At 66.0% G+C, this 15,451-nt stretch carries 14 protein-coding genes; 9 read left to right on the forward strand and 5 right to left on the reverse strand.

The genetic code is table 11. The features are described 5' to 3' along the window. Positions 1 to 64 precede the first annotated feature (64 nt). Both AC6LJW_RS10910 and AC6LJW_RS10915 read left to right on the forward strand, forming a co-directional pair. Entirely contained in the window at positions 65 to 1,744 is a 1,680-nt protein-coding gene (locus tag AC6LJW_RS10910) for an FAD-dependent oxidoreductase (RefSeq protein ID WP_498087235.1), read from the forward strand. A 17-nt stretch (positions 1,745 to 1,761) separates the two neighbouring features. Then, positions 1,762 to 1,962, forward strand: a complete 201-nt coding sequence (locus AC6LJW_RS10915) for a DUF2783 domain-containing protein (RefSeq protein ID WP_056558925.1) — start codon at positions 1,762 to 1,764, stop codon at positions 1,960 to 1,962. A 66-nt stretch (positions 1,963 to 2,028) separates the two neighbouring features. On the opposite strand, the gene AC6LJW_RS10920 is transcribed toward AC6LJW_RS10915, so the two are convergent. Then, the gene (locus AC6LJW_RS10920; protein ID WP_056558928.1) at positions 2,029 to 2,937 is read right to left on the reverse strand and encodes a LysR family transcriptional regulator; all 909 of its coding nucleotides are present in this window, start codon (positions 2,935 to 2,937) and stop codon (positions 2,029 to 2,031) included. 163 nt (positions 2,938 to 3,100) lie between these two features. Here AC6LJW_RS10920 and hmgA point away from each other — a divergent pair, with 163 nt between their 5' ends. Beyond that, positions 3,101 to 4,399, forward strand: coding sequence for a homogentisate 1,2-dioxygenase (gene hmgA, locus AC6LJW_RS10925; protein ID WP_056558931.1), 1,299 nt, complete (start codon positions 3,101 to 3,103; stop codon positions 4,397 to 4,399). 136 nt (positions 4,400 to 4,535) lie between these two features. Continuing rightward, complete coding sequence (fahA, locus tag AC6LJW_RS10930; protein WP_427984629.1) at positions 4,536 to 5,855, forward strand: fumarylacetoacetase; 1,320 nt, start codon at positions 4,536 to 4,538, stop codon at positions 5,853 to 5,855. 54 nt (positions 5,856 to 5,909) lie between these two features. On the opposite strand, the gene yihG is transcribed toward fahA, so the two are convergent. From yihG to AC6LJW_RS10945, 3 genes are all read right to left on the reverse strand, one after another. Continuing rightward, the gene (yihG, locus tag AC6LJW_RS10935) at positions 5,910 to 6,884 is read right to left on the reverse strand and encodes a 1-acylglycerol-3-phosphate O-acyltransferase, YihG family (protein ID WP_498087236.1); all 975 of its coding nucleotides are present in this window, start codon (positions 6,882 to 6,884) and stop codon (positions 5,910 to 5,912) included. A gap of 193 nt (positions 6,885 to 7,077) precedes the next feature. Beyond that, positions 7,078 to 8,973, reverse strand: a complete 1,896-nt coding sequence (locus AC6LJW_RS10940; RefSeq protein ID WP_498087237.1) for an LTA synthase family protein — start codon at positions 8,971 to 8,973, stop codon at positions 7,078 to 7,080. 202 nt (positions 8,974 to 9,175) lie between these two features. Beyond that, on the reverse strand, positions 9,176 to 9,904 hold the full coding sequence (locus tag AC6LJW_RS10945) for a FadR/GntR family transcriptional regulator (RefSeq protein WP_056558946.1): 729 nt from the start codon (positions 9,902 to 9,904) through the stop codon (positions 9,176 to 9,178). A 150-nt stretch (positions 9,905 to 10,054) separates the two neighbouring features. Between AC6LJW_RS10945 and AC6LJW_RS10950 the strand changes: the two genes are divergently transcribed. The 5 genes from AC6LJW_RS10950 (at position 10,055) to AC6LJW_RS10970 (ending at position 14,694) form a co-directional block, all read left to right on the forward strand. After that, a complete protein-coding gene (locus tag AC6LJW_RS10950) occupies positions 10,055 to 10,873 on the forward strand; it encodes an NAD-dependent epimerase/dehydratase family protein (RefSeq protein WP_498087238.1) in 819 nt (272 codons plus the stop codon). A gap of 8 nt (positions 10,874 to 10,881) precedes the next feature. Then, on the forward strand, positions 10,882 to 11,760 hold the full coding sequence (locus tag AC6LJW_RS10955; RefSeq protein ID WP_498087239.1) for an SMP-30/gluconolactonase/LRE family protein: 879 nt from the start codon (positions 10,882 to 10,884) through the stop codon (positions 11,758 to 11,760). A gap of 111 nt (positions 11,761 to 11,871) precedes the next feature. Continuing rightward, entirely contained in the window at positions 11,872 to 12,849 is a 978-nt protein-coding gene (locus AC6LJW_RS10960; protein WP_056558957.1) for a TRAP transporter substrate-binding protein, read from the forward strand. 7 nt (positions 12,850 to 12,856) lie between these two features. Further along, complete coding sequence (locus AC6LJW_RS10965; RefSeq protein ID WP_082578748.1) at positions 12,857 to 13,420, forward strand: TRAP transporter small permease; 564 nt, start codon at positions 12,857 to 12,859, stop codon at positions 13,418 to 13,420. Further along, positions 13,411 to 14,694, forward strand: coding sequence for a TRAP transporter large permease (locus tag AC6LJW_RS10970; protein WP_498087240.1), 1,284 nt, complete (start codon positions 13,411 to 13,413; stop codon positions 14,692 to 14,694). Before AC6LJW_RS10965 ends, AC6LJW_RS10970 begins: the two co-directional genes overlap by 10 nt. Here the strand turns inward: AC6LJW_RS10970 and AC6LJW_RS10975 are convergent. Further along, a complete protein-coding gene (locus AC6LJW_RS10975) occupies positions 14,687 to 15,448 on the reverse strand; it encodes a phosphatase PAP2 family protein (protein WP_498087241.1) in 762 nt (253 codons plus the stop codon). The two genes, AC6LJW_RS10970 and AC6LJW_RS10975, sit on opposite strands and share 8 nt — an antisense overlap. Positions 15,449 to 15,451: the final 3 nt, after the last annotated feature.

Raw genomic sequence — 15,451 nt, forward strand, 5'->3', positions numbered from 1 at the left:
ACGCGCGCCCCTTGCGGCGCAGCGTGTCCGCATAACTAGAAAATGACCCACACAGGAGACAACCGTGGGAGACATCGACTTTCAGGCGATGGAGTTCGCCTATGAAAAGCACGCGGACCAGACGGCAGCCGACCCGGCCCGCCATCAGGTCGTGGTGGTGGGCGCCGGCCCTGTCGGCCTGACCACGGCGCTGGACCTGGCGCGCCAGGGCGTGCGTGTGGTGGTGCTGGACGACGACTACCGCTTGTCCACAGGATCACGCGCCATCTGCTTTTCGAAGCGCACGCTGGAGATCTGGGATCGCCTGGGCGTCGGCCAGCGCATGATCGACAAGGGCGTGTCGTGGAACGTGGGCAAGATTTTTTTCCGCGAACAGGAAGTCTGGCGTTTCGACCTGCTGCCTGAACCCGGCCACCGCCGACCGGCCTTCATCAATCTGCAGCAGTATTACGCCGAAGGTTATCTGTACGAGCAGGCCCGCCAGCAGCCCAACATCGAGCTGCGTTGGAAGAACAAGGTCGCCGGCGTCATGCAGGGCGATGACGGCGTAACGCTGACCGTCGAAACGCCCGAAGGGCCTTACACGCTGCATGCCGATTGGCTGATCGCCTGCGACGGTGCGCGCTCGCCGGTGCGCAAGCTGATCGGCCAGGAAAGCCACGGCCGCATCTTCCGCGACCGCTTCCTGATCGCCGACGTCAAGATGACGGCGGATTTTCCGTCCGAACGCTGGTTCTGGTTCGATCCGCCCTTTCATCCGAACCAGTCCGTGCTCCTGCACCGCCAGCCCGACAACGTCTGGCGCATCGACTTCCAGCTTGGCTGGAACGCCGACCCCGTCGAAGCCGTAAAACCTGAAAACGTGCTGCCTCGCATCCGCGCGCTGCTGGGTCCGGACGCGCAATTCGAACTGGAATGGGTCAGCGTGTACACGTTTGCGTGCGAACGCATGGACAAGTTCCGCCATGGCCGCATCGTGTTCGCGGGGGATTCCGCGCACCGAGTGTCGCCGTTCGGTGCGCGCGGCGCCAATAGCGGCGTGCAGGATGCCGAGAACCTGGCCTGGAAGCTCAAGCTCGTCGTGGCCGGCCTGGCGCCCGACACGCTGATCGACAGCTACAGCGCCGAACGTGAATTCGCGGCCGACGAGAACATTCTGAACTCGTCGCGCGCCACTGACTTCATCACGCCCAAGAGCGACATCAGCCGCAGCTTCCGTAACGCGGTGCTCAACCTGGCCAAGGACCACCCGTTTGCGCGGTCGCTCGTAAACAGTGGCCGGCTTTCGCTGCCGGCCACGTATGCCGCATCGCCGCTGAACACGCCGGATGCCGACGCCTTCACCGGCCGCATGGCGCCGGGCGCGGTGGCGCTGGATGCGCCGATGCAGATCCAGGGCGAAGCGGGCTGGTGGCTGTCGCAACTGGATGGCGACTTCGTGCTGGCGGTGTTCTGCGGCGGCGCGCTGCCGGGCCGCGACACGCTGCTGGCGTTGCAGGCGCTGCGGATGGCGCCGGTGCCTGTCAAGGCCGTGCTGGTGGCCGATACCCAGTGCGACCTGTCCGCCGTGGCCGCGGACGTGGCCGTGGTGCGCGACAGCGAGGGGTGCCTGGCCAAGCGCTACGACGCGCAGGACGGCACCGCCTACCTGATCCGCCCCGACCAGCACATCGCCGCGCGCTGGCGCGCTTTCAATGCCGAAGCCGTTGCCGCCGCTGTACAGCGCGCGACGGGCCGCACGTGATTCCAAAGGTTGTCACCATGCTTATCACCGAAACCAACCTGAGCGCGCCGGACGACTTCTATGAAGCGCTGATCGACGCCCATCGCGACCTGACGAACGAGCAGAGCCAGGAGCTGAACGCGGCGCTGATTTTGCTGCTGGCGAACCACCTGGGCGACCTGCCTCTGCTGAAGGAAGCGTTACAGCATGCCCGCGCGTCCGTGACGCAGACCGCTTAAGGACTGCGGCCCCGATCGAGGCAGCGCGGCTCCGGCCGCCTCGGCGTCAACGCGCCGCGCGGGCCCTCATGAACCGACCGCGAAGGTATTGACGATCAATGCGCGCAGCCACTGGTTGCCGCCGTCGCGATCCACCCTGCGCTGCCAGTACATATTGGTCTGCAGTGCGGGCACCTTGAGCGGCGGCGTCATGAAGCGCAGGCCGAACGGCGCGGCGGCGCTGGCCGCCAGCTTCTCCGGCACGGTGGCCAGCAGGTCGGTCGCGCTGACGATGTAGGGCACCGCCGAAAAATGTGGCACGCTGAAGTGCTCGGCCAGGTCCACGCCCGCGCGCTCCATCGACTGATTGACCTGTCCATAAGGCGCCGCGCGCGACACGATCAGGTGACGCTCGGCGCGAAACGCCTTGATCCCCATGCCCGCATGCGCGGTGGGATGCGCCTGGCGGAACAGCGTGGCGTAGCCTTGCCGAAACAGCATCCGCTGCAGCGTGCCGGCCCCCATTTCATCGAACGCGCCGATCGCCAGATCCACCCTGCCCGACTCCATCTCGCGCGGCAGATCCGGCCCCAGCACCCGTACCGAGTCGATGCGCACCTGCGGCGCCTTCTGCACGCAGACTTCCATGAGGCGCGGCATGAAGTGGATTTCACCGACGTCCGTCATGGCGACGCGAAAGCGCCGGCTGCTGGTTGCGGCATCGAACACGTCCTGGTCCTGCAACGCCTGCGACAGCAGACCCAGCGCCTCGCTGACGGGCCCGGCCAGGCGCTGGGCGCGCGGCGTCGGCAGCATGCCCTGCGCGGTGCGCACGAAGAGCTCGTCGCCGAACGCGACGCGCAGACGCCGCAGCGCATTGCTGACGGCGGGCTGCGACAGGTCCATGCGCCGGGCCACCGCGGACAGGTTGCGGTCTTCCAGCAGGTGTTGAAACAGCAGCAGCAGGTTCAGATCCACGTCGCGCAGTTCGGCCATCGGCGCCCCTACTATTCACGAAATTTATAGTCGCTATTTTTGCATTCCCGTAGCCGCAACAGGAATTTTTTCCGACAATGGCACATCGGCTCGGGCGGCGCCCGTCCCGCCACCACATCAAGCTGCGCGGCCAAGCACCGCGCCCGCCACCCAGGAGGATTCCATGGAACTGCAATATCAGACCGGCTTCGGCAACGAATGTGCCACCGAGGCCTTGCCCGGCGCCCTGCCCGCCGGTCGCAATTCGCCGCAGCAATGTCCGTACGGCCTGTACGCCGAGCAATTGTCCGGCACCGCCTTCACGGCGCCGCGCGTGGAAAACCGCCGTTCGTGGCTGTACCGCATCCGTCCGGGCGCGCAGCACAAGCCCTTTGAAGCGTTCGACGGCGCAACGGGTTGGCTGAGCACCTTCGGCCACGGTCCGGTCACGCCGAACCAGCTGCGCTGGAGCCCGATGCCGATTCCCGACGCCCCCACCGACTTCCTGGAAGGCGTGAAGACGTGGGGCGGCAATGGCGGCCCCGACGAACAGGGCGGCGTGGGCATCCATCTGTATGCCGCCAACCGCTCGATGCAGGGCCGCTATTTCTACAACGCCGACGGCGAACTGCTGCTGGTGCCGCAAGAGGGCCGGCTGCGTCTGGCCACCGAACTGGGCCTCATCGACCTGGAACCGCTGGAGATCGCCGTCATCCCCCGCGGTGTGCGATTCCGCGTGGAGCTGCTGGACGGCACGGCGCGCGGCTACATGCTCGAGAACTTCGGCGCGGCGCTGCGCCTGCCGGAACTGGGTCCCATCGGCTCGAACTGTCTGGCCAACGCGCGCGACTTCAAGACGCCGGTGGCCTGGTATGAAGACGTGGACGGCGATTTTGAATTGATCGCGAAGTTCACGGGCGGCTTCTGGCGCGCGTCGATCGACCATTCGCCGCTGAACGTGGTGGCCTGGCACGGCACGCATGCGCCCTACAAGTACGACCTGCGCCACTTCAACACCATCGGATCGATCAGCTTCGACCACCCCGATCCCTCGATCTTCACGGTGCTGACCGCGCCGTCGGACACCCCGGGCACGGCCAACATGGACTTCGCGATCTTCCCGCCGCGCGTCCTGGCCATGGAAAACACGTTCCGTCCGCCCTGGTTCCACCGCAATATCGCCAGCGAATTCATGGGCCTGATCCAGGGCGTGTACGACGCCAAGGCCGACGGGTTCGCGCCCGGCGGCGCCAGTCTGCACAATTGCATGAGCGGCCACGGCCCCGATGCAGAGACCTTCGAAAAGGCGTCGCACGCGGACACCAGCAAGGCGCATTACATCCGCGACACGATGGCGTTCATGTTCGAGACCCGCCGCGTTATCCGCCCGACGGAGCAGGCGCTGGCGTCGGTAGAATTGCAGGGCGATTACTACCGGTGCTGGCAGGGCATCGCAAAGCACTTTGATCCCACGAAGGCGTGACGCAACCGCGTCAGCCTTTGTTGCCGGCGGCGATGCGCGATAAGCGCATCGCCGTTTGGCGTTTGATTCATCCGGCGCATGCAGGCGCATGCGCCGGGCCGGCCCCTCATAAACACACCGAAAGAGACACGCAGCCATGACCACCACGATCAACGAAACCCACGACCCGTCCTTGAAGAGCTGGGTCGCCAGCGCCAATTCGGACACGTCGGATTTCCCCGTGCAGAACCTGCCGTACGGCGCATTCCGCCGCAAGGGCACGCAGGAATCCTTCCGGCCCGGCGTGGCCATCGGCGACCAGATCCTGGACCTGTCCGCGCTGGCCGCCAAGCAGCCGTTCGAAGGACTGGCCGCGGACGCGTTGGCCGCCTGCGCCACCGACAGCCTGAATGCGCTGATGGCCCTGGGTCAATCGCACTGGAGCGCGCTGCGCCTGGCCCTGTCGCGCGCGCTGCGCGAAGGCGCCGCCCTGCGCGCCACCGTGGAACCGCTGCTGGTCGCGCAGGCCGACGCCGAATACACCACGCCCGCCCGCATCGGCGACTACACCGACTTCTATATCTCGGTGCACCACGCCACCGCCGTGGGCAAGCAGTTCCGTCCCGACAATCCCCTGCTGCCCAACTACAAGTGGGTGCCGATCGGCTATCACGGCCGCGCCTCCAGCATCGGCGTGGACCAGAAATTCCCGCGCCCCGTGGGCCAGACGCGCCCCGCCAACGAAGGCGAAGCGCCGCAATTCGGCCCGTGCGCACGTCTGGACTACGAACTGGAACTGGGCATCTTCGTGGGCACCGGCAACGCCCAGGGCGAACGCATCACGCTGGCTGAAGCGGACTCGCACGTGTTTGGCCTGTGCATCCTGAACGACTGGTCGGCTCGCGACATCCAGGCCTGGGAATACCAGCCGCTTGGCCCCTTCCTGTCCAAGAACTTCGCGTCCACGATATCGCCGTGGATCGTCACGATGGAGGCGCTGGAACCGTTCCGCACGCAGTGGAACCGTGGCGCGGGCGAGCCGCAGCCCATGCCTTACCTGGCTTCGGATGCCAACCGGGCCAAGGGCGCGTACGACGTGCAGATGCAGGTGCTGATGACCACCGAGCAATCGCGCGCCGCCAGCAAGCCGCCGGTGAAGCTGTCCAGCAGCAATTTCCGCGACGCCTACTGGAACATCGCGCAGCTCATCACGCATCACACGGTCAATGGTTGCAACCTGCAGCCGGGCGACATGCTGGGCACCGGCACGCTGTCCGGCCCGCAGCCTTCGGAAGCGGGGTCGCTGCTGGAACTGAGCAATGGCGGCAAAACCGCGTTCGATCTGCCGTGGGGCGAAAAGCGCACCTTCCTGCAGGACGGCGACCAGATCATCATCCGCGCCGAATGCGTGAAGGCGGGCTATCCACGTATTGGCTTCGGCGAGTGCTCGGGCGTGGTGCTGCCCGCGCGCGTCTGAGGCGTAAACGGCATAGACAAAGCCACGCAGCGGCGCGCCCGCTGCGTGGCTTTTTTAGTTGACGGGCGGGTTTGTGGAGGCGGGCGATCCCGCGGCGGGCGATCCCGCGGCGGGCGCCCTCGCGGCCGGCGCCCCCGGACGCGCAACCAGCGCCTCGATCTCGTCGTCCTTGGCCTGCCATTGCTGGCCGAGCCATTGGTGGAATGTGGTGCGGAACGCCTTGTCGCGCGAGTAATCGGCCTCGCAGAAGGCGGGCGGCACGGGCAATTGCCGCATGCGCACCACCACCTGCCCTGCGCGCCCGCAGGCAAAATCCCAGAAGCTCGGCGCACCATCCGGATAAGCGATGGTGACGTCGATCATCGAGCGGAACCGCGCGCCCATCGCATTCAGCGACACCGCCAGCCCGCCCGCCTTGGGCTTGAGCAGATGGCGGTAAGGCGAGTTCTGCGCCGCGCGCTTGGCTTCGCTGAAACGCGTGCCTTCGGCAAACAGCATCACGCTGGTGGGCACCAGTGAAAACTTGGCGCAGGCTCGGCGCGCGGCCTCTTGGTCCTGGCGCCCGAGGTCCGGGTTCTTGCGCAGGGCTGCCTTGCCGTGCCGTTTCATGAAGGGAAAGTCCAGCGCCCACCACGCCAGTCCGATGACCGGCACGTAGAGGAGCTGCTGTTTGAGAAAGAACTTGAGCAGCGGGATGCGCCGGTTCAGCGAGTACTGCAACACGAAGATGTCGACCCACGACTGATGGTTGCAGTTGACCAGATACCAGTCGGCGTAACGCAAGTCCTTGTTGCCCTGGATGTCCCAGGCCTGCGGCTGGATGCGCACGAACCAGCCGGTGTTGCACGACACCCACGCGGTGGCGATGCCGTTCAGGATGGGATCGATGCGCCGCCTGACCGCGGCAAAGGGCAACGCCAGTTTCAGCAGCGAGACCGGCAACAGCAGCAGGCACCAGAACAGCGTGTTGGCGGCGAGCCAGACGGAACTGAATACGCCGGTGATCCATGCCAGGCGGCCCCGCGGCACGGGGATCGCCTGACGGGGCCGCTGGCGCGGCGCGGCTTGTGGGGCACTGGAAAGCGCCGGGGATGCGCTGCGGGGAGCTCCCGAGGAAGGGTTGGGCGTTGTCATGGCCGCCAGTGTGCTATTGGCCCGCGGAATGCGGATTGAGCAGGATCAAGGCAGGCGGCCGGGGTAGCCGCTCTGATCGTCATCGGCTTCATGGCAGGCGGTACTTCTCTTCGCGATACGCCCAGCTTGCCCACAACGCGTGCGCCAGCGCCTCCTGCGTCAGCGCCGGATCGGCCGGCTCCACCGGCGCATACGTTTCGTCCTTGCCGACCGGCGCCGCCTGGTATCGGAACTGGCGCGGCGCCTTGGAGGGCTCCAGCACCAGCAGTTGATCACCCCGCAGATAGCCAAAGTTGTCCGCGTACTGCATCATCGCGCGGTTCGGATCGCGTTGCGTCAGGTCCGCGCCCAGCATGGGGTTCACGTTGTCCAGGCCGATCAGCGACAGCAGCGTCGGCGCCATGTCGATCTGGCTGACCAGGCGATCGTCCTGCCGCGGCGCAATGCCAGCACCCAGGATCAGCGCGGGGATCTGGAAATGGCGCACCGGCACGGGAATGGAACCGTAGACGCGCGAGTCATGGTCGGCGATGACCAGGAACACCGTGTTGTCCCAATACGGCGTCTTGCGCGCCTTGTCGAAGAACTGGCCCAACGCCCAATCCGCGTAGCGCACCGTGTTGTCCACCGTGGCCGGATCGCCCACGGGCTGGATGCGCCCGGGCGGGTATTCCCACGGCGAATGGTTGGTCACCGAGAACGCCAGCGTAAACACCGGCTTGTCGCCGTCCGCGCGCAGCAGGCGGTCGACCTGGTTGAACATGTCCTCGTCCGAGGCGCCCCAGGATCCTTCAAACACGGGGTCGACAAACTTGGGACGGTCCACGATTTCGTCAAAGCCGTTGCCCAGGAAGAAGGCGCGCATGTTGTCGAAGTGGGACTCGCCGCCATACACGAAGCGCGAGTGATAGCCGTGCTTGCCCAGCAACTGCGCCAGCGTGAAAAAGCCCGTCTGCGAGCGCGGCAGCTTGACCACGGCATCGGCCACGCTGGGCAAAAAGCCCGCCGTGACGGCTTCGATGCCGCGCACCGAGCGCGTGCCGGTGGCGTAGGCGCGGTGGAACATCCAGCCCTCCTTGCCCAGCCGGTCGATGTTTGGCGTGAGGTCGCGGCCGCCCAGGCTGCCGACGTACTGCGCGCCCAGGCTTTCCTGCAGGATGATCACCACATTCAGCGGCTTGTCCCGCCGCACGGTTGCCTTCTGCTCATGCAGGCTGGGCAGCTTCGAATCCAGGGGCGCGCCGGTCATGCCAGCCTTCTCGCGCACGATGGTGTTCATCTCTTCAACCGCCATCTTCGGATACATCGCCGCCGACGAACGCTCATCGCGCATGCGATACGCCGCATCGAACACGCTATACAGCGAATTGAGCGCCAGCGCGTTCACCATGGCGTCCGAACTGAAGGCCACTTTGGCGGGATTGATGGGGCGGTGTTCCAGCGTGCCGCGCGCACCCAGGAACACCAGCGCAAGAATCACGAAGGACGCGACGGGCCGTTTCCACCAGCCCATGAACGGATCGCGCGTGCGCGTGGGGAACAGTTTGACCGCCAGCCAGGCCGCCAGGACAAGCGCCACGAAGGCGGCAAGCAGGACGCCCTTGTAGCCCTGCCACAGCATCGAGCCCACTTCCTTCGGATTGAGCAGATAGATGAAGTAAAGGCGGTTGGGCCGGGTGTCGTATTCGGCAATGAACTGCGGGGTCGACACTTCCAGCAGGACATACAGCATCCACCAGACGCGGAACCACCACGCGGTGATGCGCGCGGCAAGCGGACGGTGACCGAACCATGGCGAAAACACCGCCGGCAACGCAATCACCATCGACAGCAGGCACACGTCGATGCGCAGTCCGCCAAAAAGGAGCGGCCCGAGGCCGCCGGCCGCTTCGACGCGGTCCCACATCCAGAAGGCCAGGCCCAGCCGCGACAGAGTCAGCAGCGCGAGGATCGCAACGATGAATCGAAGTGTCAGGCGACGCATGCCAGGGCCCTCCGCGCGTGGGGAAATGCCTGTGCCGATGAAGAATGCGTATTGCCTGATGTGCCGCGCTGAACCATGCCGTTTCGATAGCCAAAAAAATAACCGCGCCAAGAGTAACGCGGTTTTCAGGTTTGCCGATGGCGGCGCAAGCGGCTCAAACGTTGTACGACATCACACGTGAACCATTACCCCTGCGAGAGCGCTACTGCGCACGCCGCAGCCGTTCGCGGCTATTGCTCAGGTGCGTGCGCATCGCGGCGCGGGCAGCCTCGGGATCCTGGCGCGTGATCGCGCTGTAAATGTCTTCATGCTCAAGGTTCACGCGGGCCAGATAGGCTGCGCGGTCTTCGAGCGCGAACTTGGCGGAGTTGATGCGGGTGCGGGGGATGATGGCCGAACCCAGGTGTGCCATCAGGTCCGCGAAGTAACGGTTGTCGGTGGACTGCGCCACCAGCAGATGGAATTGAAAATCCGGCGTGATGGTGTCTCCGCCCGTGTCCAGCGCCTGTTTGAAGGCATCGAGCGCCCGGCGCATCGCCTGCAATTGTTCGTCGCTGCGGCGAATGGCGGCCAGACCTGCGGCCTCGCTTTCCAGACAGATGCGCAGCTCCAGCAGGACCAGCACATCGCGCACGGTGGCAATGTCGGCCGGATCCACGCGGAAATCGCCGCCGCCGCTGGGCTCCAGCGCATAAGTGCCCACGCCGTGATGCGTTTCAACCAGGCCCGAGGCCTGCAAACGCGACAGCGCCTCGCGCACGACGGTGCGGCTGACGCCGAACTGACGCATGATGGCGGATTCGGTGGGGAGCTTGTCGCCGGGGCGGATTTCACCGCTGCGGATGCGTTCGGAAATATTTTCGACCAGGCCTTGCGCCAGGTTGCGGGGACGACGCTGCGGCAAGACAGGGGTATCGGCGGGAGCGTTCATCAGGGATTATCCGAAAGCGGTTGTTCAGCGCTTGACGCTGAAAAATGGCGTTCATTATACTTTGCGAAAGTTGTACGATAACGTACCAGACAAGTCCACTCCACCGCGCCAATCACAGAGCGTTGCGTCATGAGCCGAGCTGTCAACAACATGCCTGCATCCTATCGGTGTCATCGTTTGTTATTGACCGGCGCCGCCGGCAACCTGGGCCTGGTACTACGTCCCCGATTGAAAGCCCATGCGGATATCCTGCGCGTCTCCGACGTAGCGGCGATGGCCCCCGCGGAAGACGGCGAAGAGGTCGTCCAATGCAACCTGGCCGACGCGTCTGCGGTATCGGAAATGGTGCGCGGCACGGACGCCATCGTGCATCTTGGCGGCGTGTCGGTCGAGCGCCCCTTCGAGGAAATCCTTCCCGCCAACATCCAGGGCGTCTACAACGTCTACGAGGCGGCTCGCCTGCACGGCGTGCGCCGCGTGGTGTTTGCCAGCTCGAACCACGTCATCGGCTTTTATGAACAGGGACAGACCTTGGACGCCGGCGTGCCGTTGCGGCCGGACGGCTATTACGGGCTGAGCAAGGCCTACGGCGAAAACCTGTCGCGCTTCTATTTCGACCGCTACGGCATCCAGACCGTGTGCCTGCGCATCGGCTCGTCGTTTCCCGAACCCAAGGACCGGCGCATGCTGGTCACCTGGCTCAGCCATGACGACCTGACCGACCTGGTCATCCGCTCGCTCTTCACCCCCGACGTCGGCCACCTCATCGTGTATGGCGCGTCGGCCAACCGCGACAGCTGGTGGGACAACAGCGGCGCAGCCCTGCTGGGCTTTGCGCCCAAGGATTCTTCCGAGCGGTTCCGCGCGCAGGTCGAGGCGCAGCCCCCACTGGCCGCGGACGATCCCGCGGCGCGCTATCAGGGCGGCGCCTTCGTCAAGGCCGGCCCCTTCCCCTTCCCGAACGCCTGAAGCCTTTCATGTCCATCACCGCCGAACGTCTTGGAACCTTGTTGTGCGGCGTCGGAGAAAGCCCCCTCTGGCGGCCCGCGGACAAGGCGTTCTACTGGACCGACATCCCGGGCAAGACGCTGTGGCGCTGGACACCTGAAACCGGCGCGTTTGCGCACTGGGCGCTGCCGCAGATGGCAGGCAGCATTGCGATGCGCGGCGACGGCTGGCTGCTGGCCATGGAAGACGGCCTTTACGCCTGCGACGCCCTGCGCGAGGGCGAGGCCTGCCTACCCCGGCAACTCGCCGCCGTGGCCCACACCGCGCCCGGCATGCGGTTCAACGACGGCCGCTGTGACCGGCAGGGCCGGTTCCTGGCGGGCACCATGGTGATGGACATGAGCCTTGCCCGGCCCGCCGGCGCGCTGTACCGCCACGATGCGCGCGGCACGTCCGTGCTGCTCGACGACCTGATCGTGCCCAACGGCCTGGCCTTCAGTCCCGATGGCCGGACCATGTACCTGTCCGATTCGCACCCGTCGCGCGCGACCGTCTGGGCTTTTGACTACGACACCGATTCCGGCGTGCCATCCAATCGCCGCGTCTTCATCCCCGCCCTGCCCGCCGGCCGCCCCGACGGCGCCGCCGTGGACGCGGCGGGCTGCTACTGGATCTGCGGCAACGACGCCGGCAAGGTGTACCGCTACACCCCCGACGGACGCCTGGACCGCACCCTGGACGTGCCCGCCGCGAAGATCGCCATGTGCGCCTTCGGCGGCGCCGGCATGGACACCCTTTTCGTCACGTCGATCCGCCCCGCGAACGCCGCAACCGGCGCGCTGGATGGCGCGGTATTTGCCCTGCACCCCGGCGTGCAGGGCCTGGAGGAAACCGCCAGCGCCGGTTAGCACCCGACGGGCGGCTTCGCGCGCGCCCACCCCGAGCAGGCAGTGCATATCAAAGAGCTTCGGGGCCATCACGGCCCTCAACGAAACGCCGTACCCCATCCGGAGGTAGACATGCTGCACCCTCACCTGAGCCGCGCCGTTCTGGCCGCGGCCGCCTTGCTGACGCTGATTCCCGCCACCCACGCCGCCGAGCTGCGCTCCGCGGACATTCATCCCGACGATTACCCCACTGTGCAGGCCGTGCGCCACTTCGGCGAACTGGTCAAGCAACGGACCAACGGCCGCATCACCGTGAAGGTGTTTGCCGGCGGTGCGCTCGGCAACGAAGACGACTCGATCGAACAGGTGAAACTGGGCGCGCTGGCCATGTCCCGCGTGTCGAGCGCGGCGATGCACAATATCTGCCAGACCACGCGCGTGCCGTCGCTGCCGTTCCTGTTCCGCTCCAAAGAGCACCTGCACAAGGTGCTGGACAGCGAGATCGGCGACCAGATCCTGCGCTCGTGCGAGGCCGCGGGGTTCGTCGGACTGGCGTGGTACGACAGCGGGTCGCGTTCCATGTACACGACCAAGAAGCCGATCAAGACGCTGGCCGATGCCAAGGGCCTGAAGATCCGCGTGCAGCAGTCGGACCTGTCCGTCGCGATGGTGGAGGCCATGGGCGGCAACGCCACGCCGATGCCCATGGGCGAGGTCTACACGTCGCTCAAGACCGGACTGGTGGACGCGGCCGAGAACAACTTTCCCAGCTACGAGAGCGCGCATCACTACGAGGTCGCCAAGTTCTATTCGCTGACCGAGCACACCATGACGCCCGAGATCCTGATCTTCTCCAAGCGCCAGTGGGACAAGCTGCCGCCGGAGGACCAGAAGATCCTGCGCGAGGCCGCGCGCGAATCGGTGCCGTACATGCGCAAGCTGTGGGACGAACGCGAGCAGAAGTCGCGCGCGGTGGTCGAGAAGGCCGGTTCGCAGATCTCGCAGGTCGACAAGCCGTCCTTCCAGGGTGCGATGAAGCCGGTGTACGAACGCTTCGTCACCACCCCTGAGATGAAGGACCTGGTCTCGAAGATCCAGGCCGTGCAGTGAGGACATCATGTTGGCCACACCCACGAATGAACCAGATGTCGCCGCGGGGGGCCGGGCGCAAGCCCTGGCTGCCCCGCTGGATGCCTACTCCCGCGCCTGCGCCCGGCTGGCGCGGGCTTGCATGTGGACCAGCGTCTTCGGGCTGATCTGCCTGATCATCGCTGTCTCTTTGCAGATCTTCGGCCGCCACGTCCTGAACAGCACGCCGACCTGGGCGGAAAGCCTCGCCCTGCTGCTCGTGCTGTACGTCACCATGCTGGGCGCCGCGGTCGGCGTGCGCGATGCCGGACACATCGGCTTCGAGTCCCTGCTGGACGCCCTGCCCGCCGCTGGGCAGCGGCGGCTGCGCATCTTCATCCATCTGCTCGTGCTGCTGTTCGGCGTGCTGATGGCCTGGAATTGCGGCGTGCTGGCCGAGTCCGTCGCGGCCTACAAGATTCCCAATTTGGGCATCTCCAATGCGTGGAAGTACATCCCTGCAACCCTGTCGGGCACCTTGATCGCGCTCTTTTCCATCGAGCACATCATCGCGATCCTGCGCAACCAGAAGGTGGTCCCGGCATGGCGCTGACATTGCTTTCCTTCACCTTCATGGGGTTCCTCGTGATCGGCGTGCCGGTGGCCTTTGCCATCGGCCTGTCGTCCATCACGGCCATCATGTACGAGGACCTGCCGCTGGCGGTGGCCTTCCAGCAGATGACCTCGGGCATGAACGCGTTTTCGTTCCTGGCCATCCCCTTCTTCATCTTCACCGGCGAGCTGATGCTGTACGGGGGCATCGCCGACCGCATCGTGAACTTCGCCAAATCGCTGGTGGGCCATGTACGGGGCGGCCTGGGCATGTCCAACGTGGTGGCCTGCACGCTGTTCGGCGGCGTGTCCGGATCGCCGGTGGCGGACGTGTCGGCGATGGGCTCGGTGATGATCCCGATGATGAAGCGCGAGGGCTATCACGCCGACTACGCGGTGAACGTCACGACGCACGCGGCGCTGGTGGGCGCGCTGATGCCGACCAGCCACAACATCATCATCTACACGCTGGCCGCGGGCGGCAAGGTGTCCATCGCGGCGCTGATCGCGGCAGGCGTGGTTCCCGCCCTGATCCTGACCGCGTGCAACCTGGCCGCCGCCTACTTCGTGGCGCGCAGCCGCGGCTATCCGGCGGGCACCTTCCCGGGTTGGAACATCGTGTTCCGCTCGCTGGTTGCGGCGGCGCCAGGGCTGTTCGTGGTGGTGCTGATCATCGCGGGCATCCTGAGCGGCGTCTTCACCGCGACGGAATCCGCGGCCGTGGCGGTGCTGTACGCGCTGGCGCTGACGATCTTCGTCTACCGATCGCTGACGTGGGATCAGTTTGTGCGCGCGGCCAGCAAGGCTGTGAAGACCACCGGCGTGGTGCTGCTGCTGATCGGTATCTCGGCGACGTTCGGCTACCTGATCAGCTTCTATGGCGTGGCCGAAAAGACCGGGCAACTGATGGCATCCATCTCGACGGAGCCGTGGGCCATCTTCCTGATGGTCAACATCATCCTGTTCGTGCTGGGCACGTTCCTGGACATGGCCGCCACCATCCTGATCTGCACGCCGATCTTCCTGCCGATCTGCATGCAGTACGGCATGGGGCCGGTGCAGTTCGGCATGGTGCTGCTGCTGAATTGCGCCCTGGGGCTGAACACGCCACCGGTGGGCACCACGCAATTCGTGGGGTGCGCCATCGGCGGGGTCTCCGTGGGCACGGTGATGCGCACCATCTGGCCGTTCTACGGCGCGCTGCTGGCCGCGCTGGCGCTGGTCACCTACGTGCCGGCGTTCTCGCTGTGGCTGCCGGGCGTGCTGCTCAACTGATGCGGCACGCGCGGGGTGAGCGGCTGGCCGCCCGCCCCGCGATCAATGGATAGAAGAAGACCGCCGCCAGCAGCCACATCAAGGCGGCGGACCAGATCGTCTGGCTGAGGAAATGCGCGCCCTGCAGGATGCGCACCACGGAAAACCCCACACCGGCCCCCAAGCCGATCGCCAGTCCGCTCCAGCGCCATGCCGGGCGGCCCAGCGCCCATCCGGCGAAGTACAGGCTCAGCAACGCGTAGCCCGCGCCGGCATGGCCGCTGGGCAAAGCGCCTCCGGCGCGCGCACGCGCCCAGGTCCACCAGTGCAACGGATACGGCGTGTAGCCGCCCAGTGTTTCCAGATCGTAGGGACGCGGCAGCATGGTGTGATGCTTGAGCTGCGTGATGAGCAGTTGCCCCGACAGGCACGTGGCCGCGACGGCCAGCGCCACGCCGCGCCAGCGCCGCCAGGCCGCGATACGGTAACTGGCCGCCGCCACGCCGGCCGCGGCAAGGCCCACGCTGACCGGCAAGGCCAGCACCAGGCGGTGGCCCAGCAGTTCAAGCCAGCGGCTGCCATGCAGCGGAAAGTCATCGAGCAGCGGGTCGAACAGGCCACGCGCAATTCGCATGTCCAGTCCCGATACCTGGATCCACCACGCCAGGCAAGCCAGCAGCAGCGTCACGCCCGCAACGTGGGTGAGCAGATAACCGGCTCGCGTCGGCGCGTGCGGCGCGGGCAGCACTGGAGACAGTGGCAAAGGGGACGGCATGGA

This window comes from Achromobacter sp. 1012554356, assembly GCF_059760815.1.

Excerpts from the sequence above, each read along its gene's own strand:
- AC6LJW_RS10970 (WP_498087240.1), top strand. The coding sequence starts at position 13,411 with ATGGCGCTGACATTGCTTTCCTTCACCTTCATGGGGTTCCTCGTGATC.
- AC6LJW_RS10950 (WP_498087238.1), top strand. The coding sequence starts at position 10,055 with ATGCCTGCATCCTATCGGTGTCATCGTTTGTTATTGACCGGCGCCGCC.
- AC6LJW_RS10975 (WP_498087241.1), bottom strand. The coding sequence starts at position 15,448 with ATGCCGTCCCCTTTGCCACTGTCTCCAGTGCTGCCCGCGCCGCACGCG.
- AC6LJW_RS10940 (WP_498087237.1), bottom strand. The coding sequence starts at position 8,973 with ATGCGTCGCCTGACACTTCGATTCATCGTTGCGATCCTCGCGCTGCTG.
- fahA (WP_427984629.1), top strand. The coding sequence starts at position 4,536 with ATGACCACCACGATCAACGAAACCCACGACCCGTCCTTGAAGAGCTGG.
- AC6LJW_RS10945 (WP_056558946.1), bottom strand. The coding sequence starts at position 9,904 with ATGAACGCTCCCGCCGATACCCCTGTCTTGCCGCAGCGTCGTCCCCGC.
- AC6LJW_RS10915 (WP_056558925.1), top strand. The coding sequence starts at position 1,762 with ATGCTTATCACCGAAACCAACCTGAGCGCGCCGGACGACTTCTATGAA.
- AC6LJW_RS10960 (WP_056558957.1), top strand. The coding sequence starts at position 11,872 with ATGCTGCACCCTCACCTGAGCCGCGCCGTTCTGGCCGCGGCCGCCTTG.
- AC6LJW_RS10955 (WP_498087239.1), top strand. The coding sequence starts at position 10,882 with ATGTCCATCACCGCCGAACGTCTTGGAACCTTGTTGTGCGGCGTCGGA.
- hmgA (WP_056558931.1), top strand. The coding sequence starts at position 3,101 with ATGGAACTGCAATATCAGACCGGCTTCGGCAACGAATGTGCCACCGAG.
- AC6LJW_RS10965 (WP_082578748.1), top strand. The coding sequence starts at position 12,857 with ATGTTGGCCACACCCACGAATGAACCAGATGTCGCCGCGGGGGGCCGG.
- AC6LJW_RS10920 (WP_056558928.1), bottom strand. The coding sequence starts at position 2,937 with ATGGCCGAACTGCGCGACGTGGATCTGAACCTGCTGCTGCTGTTTCAA.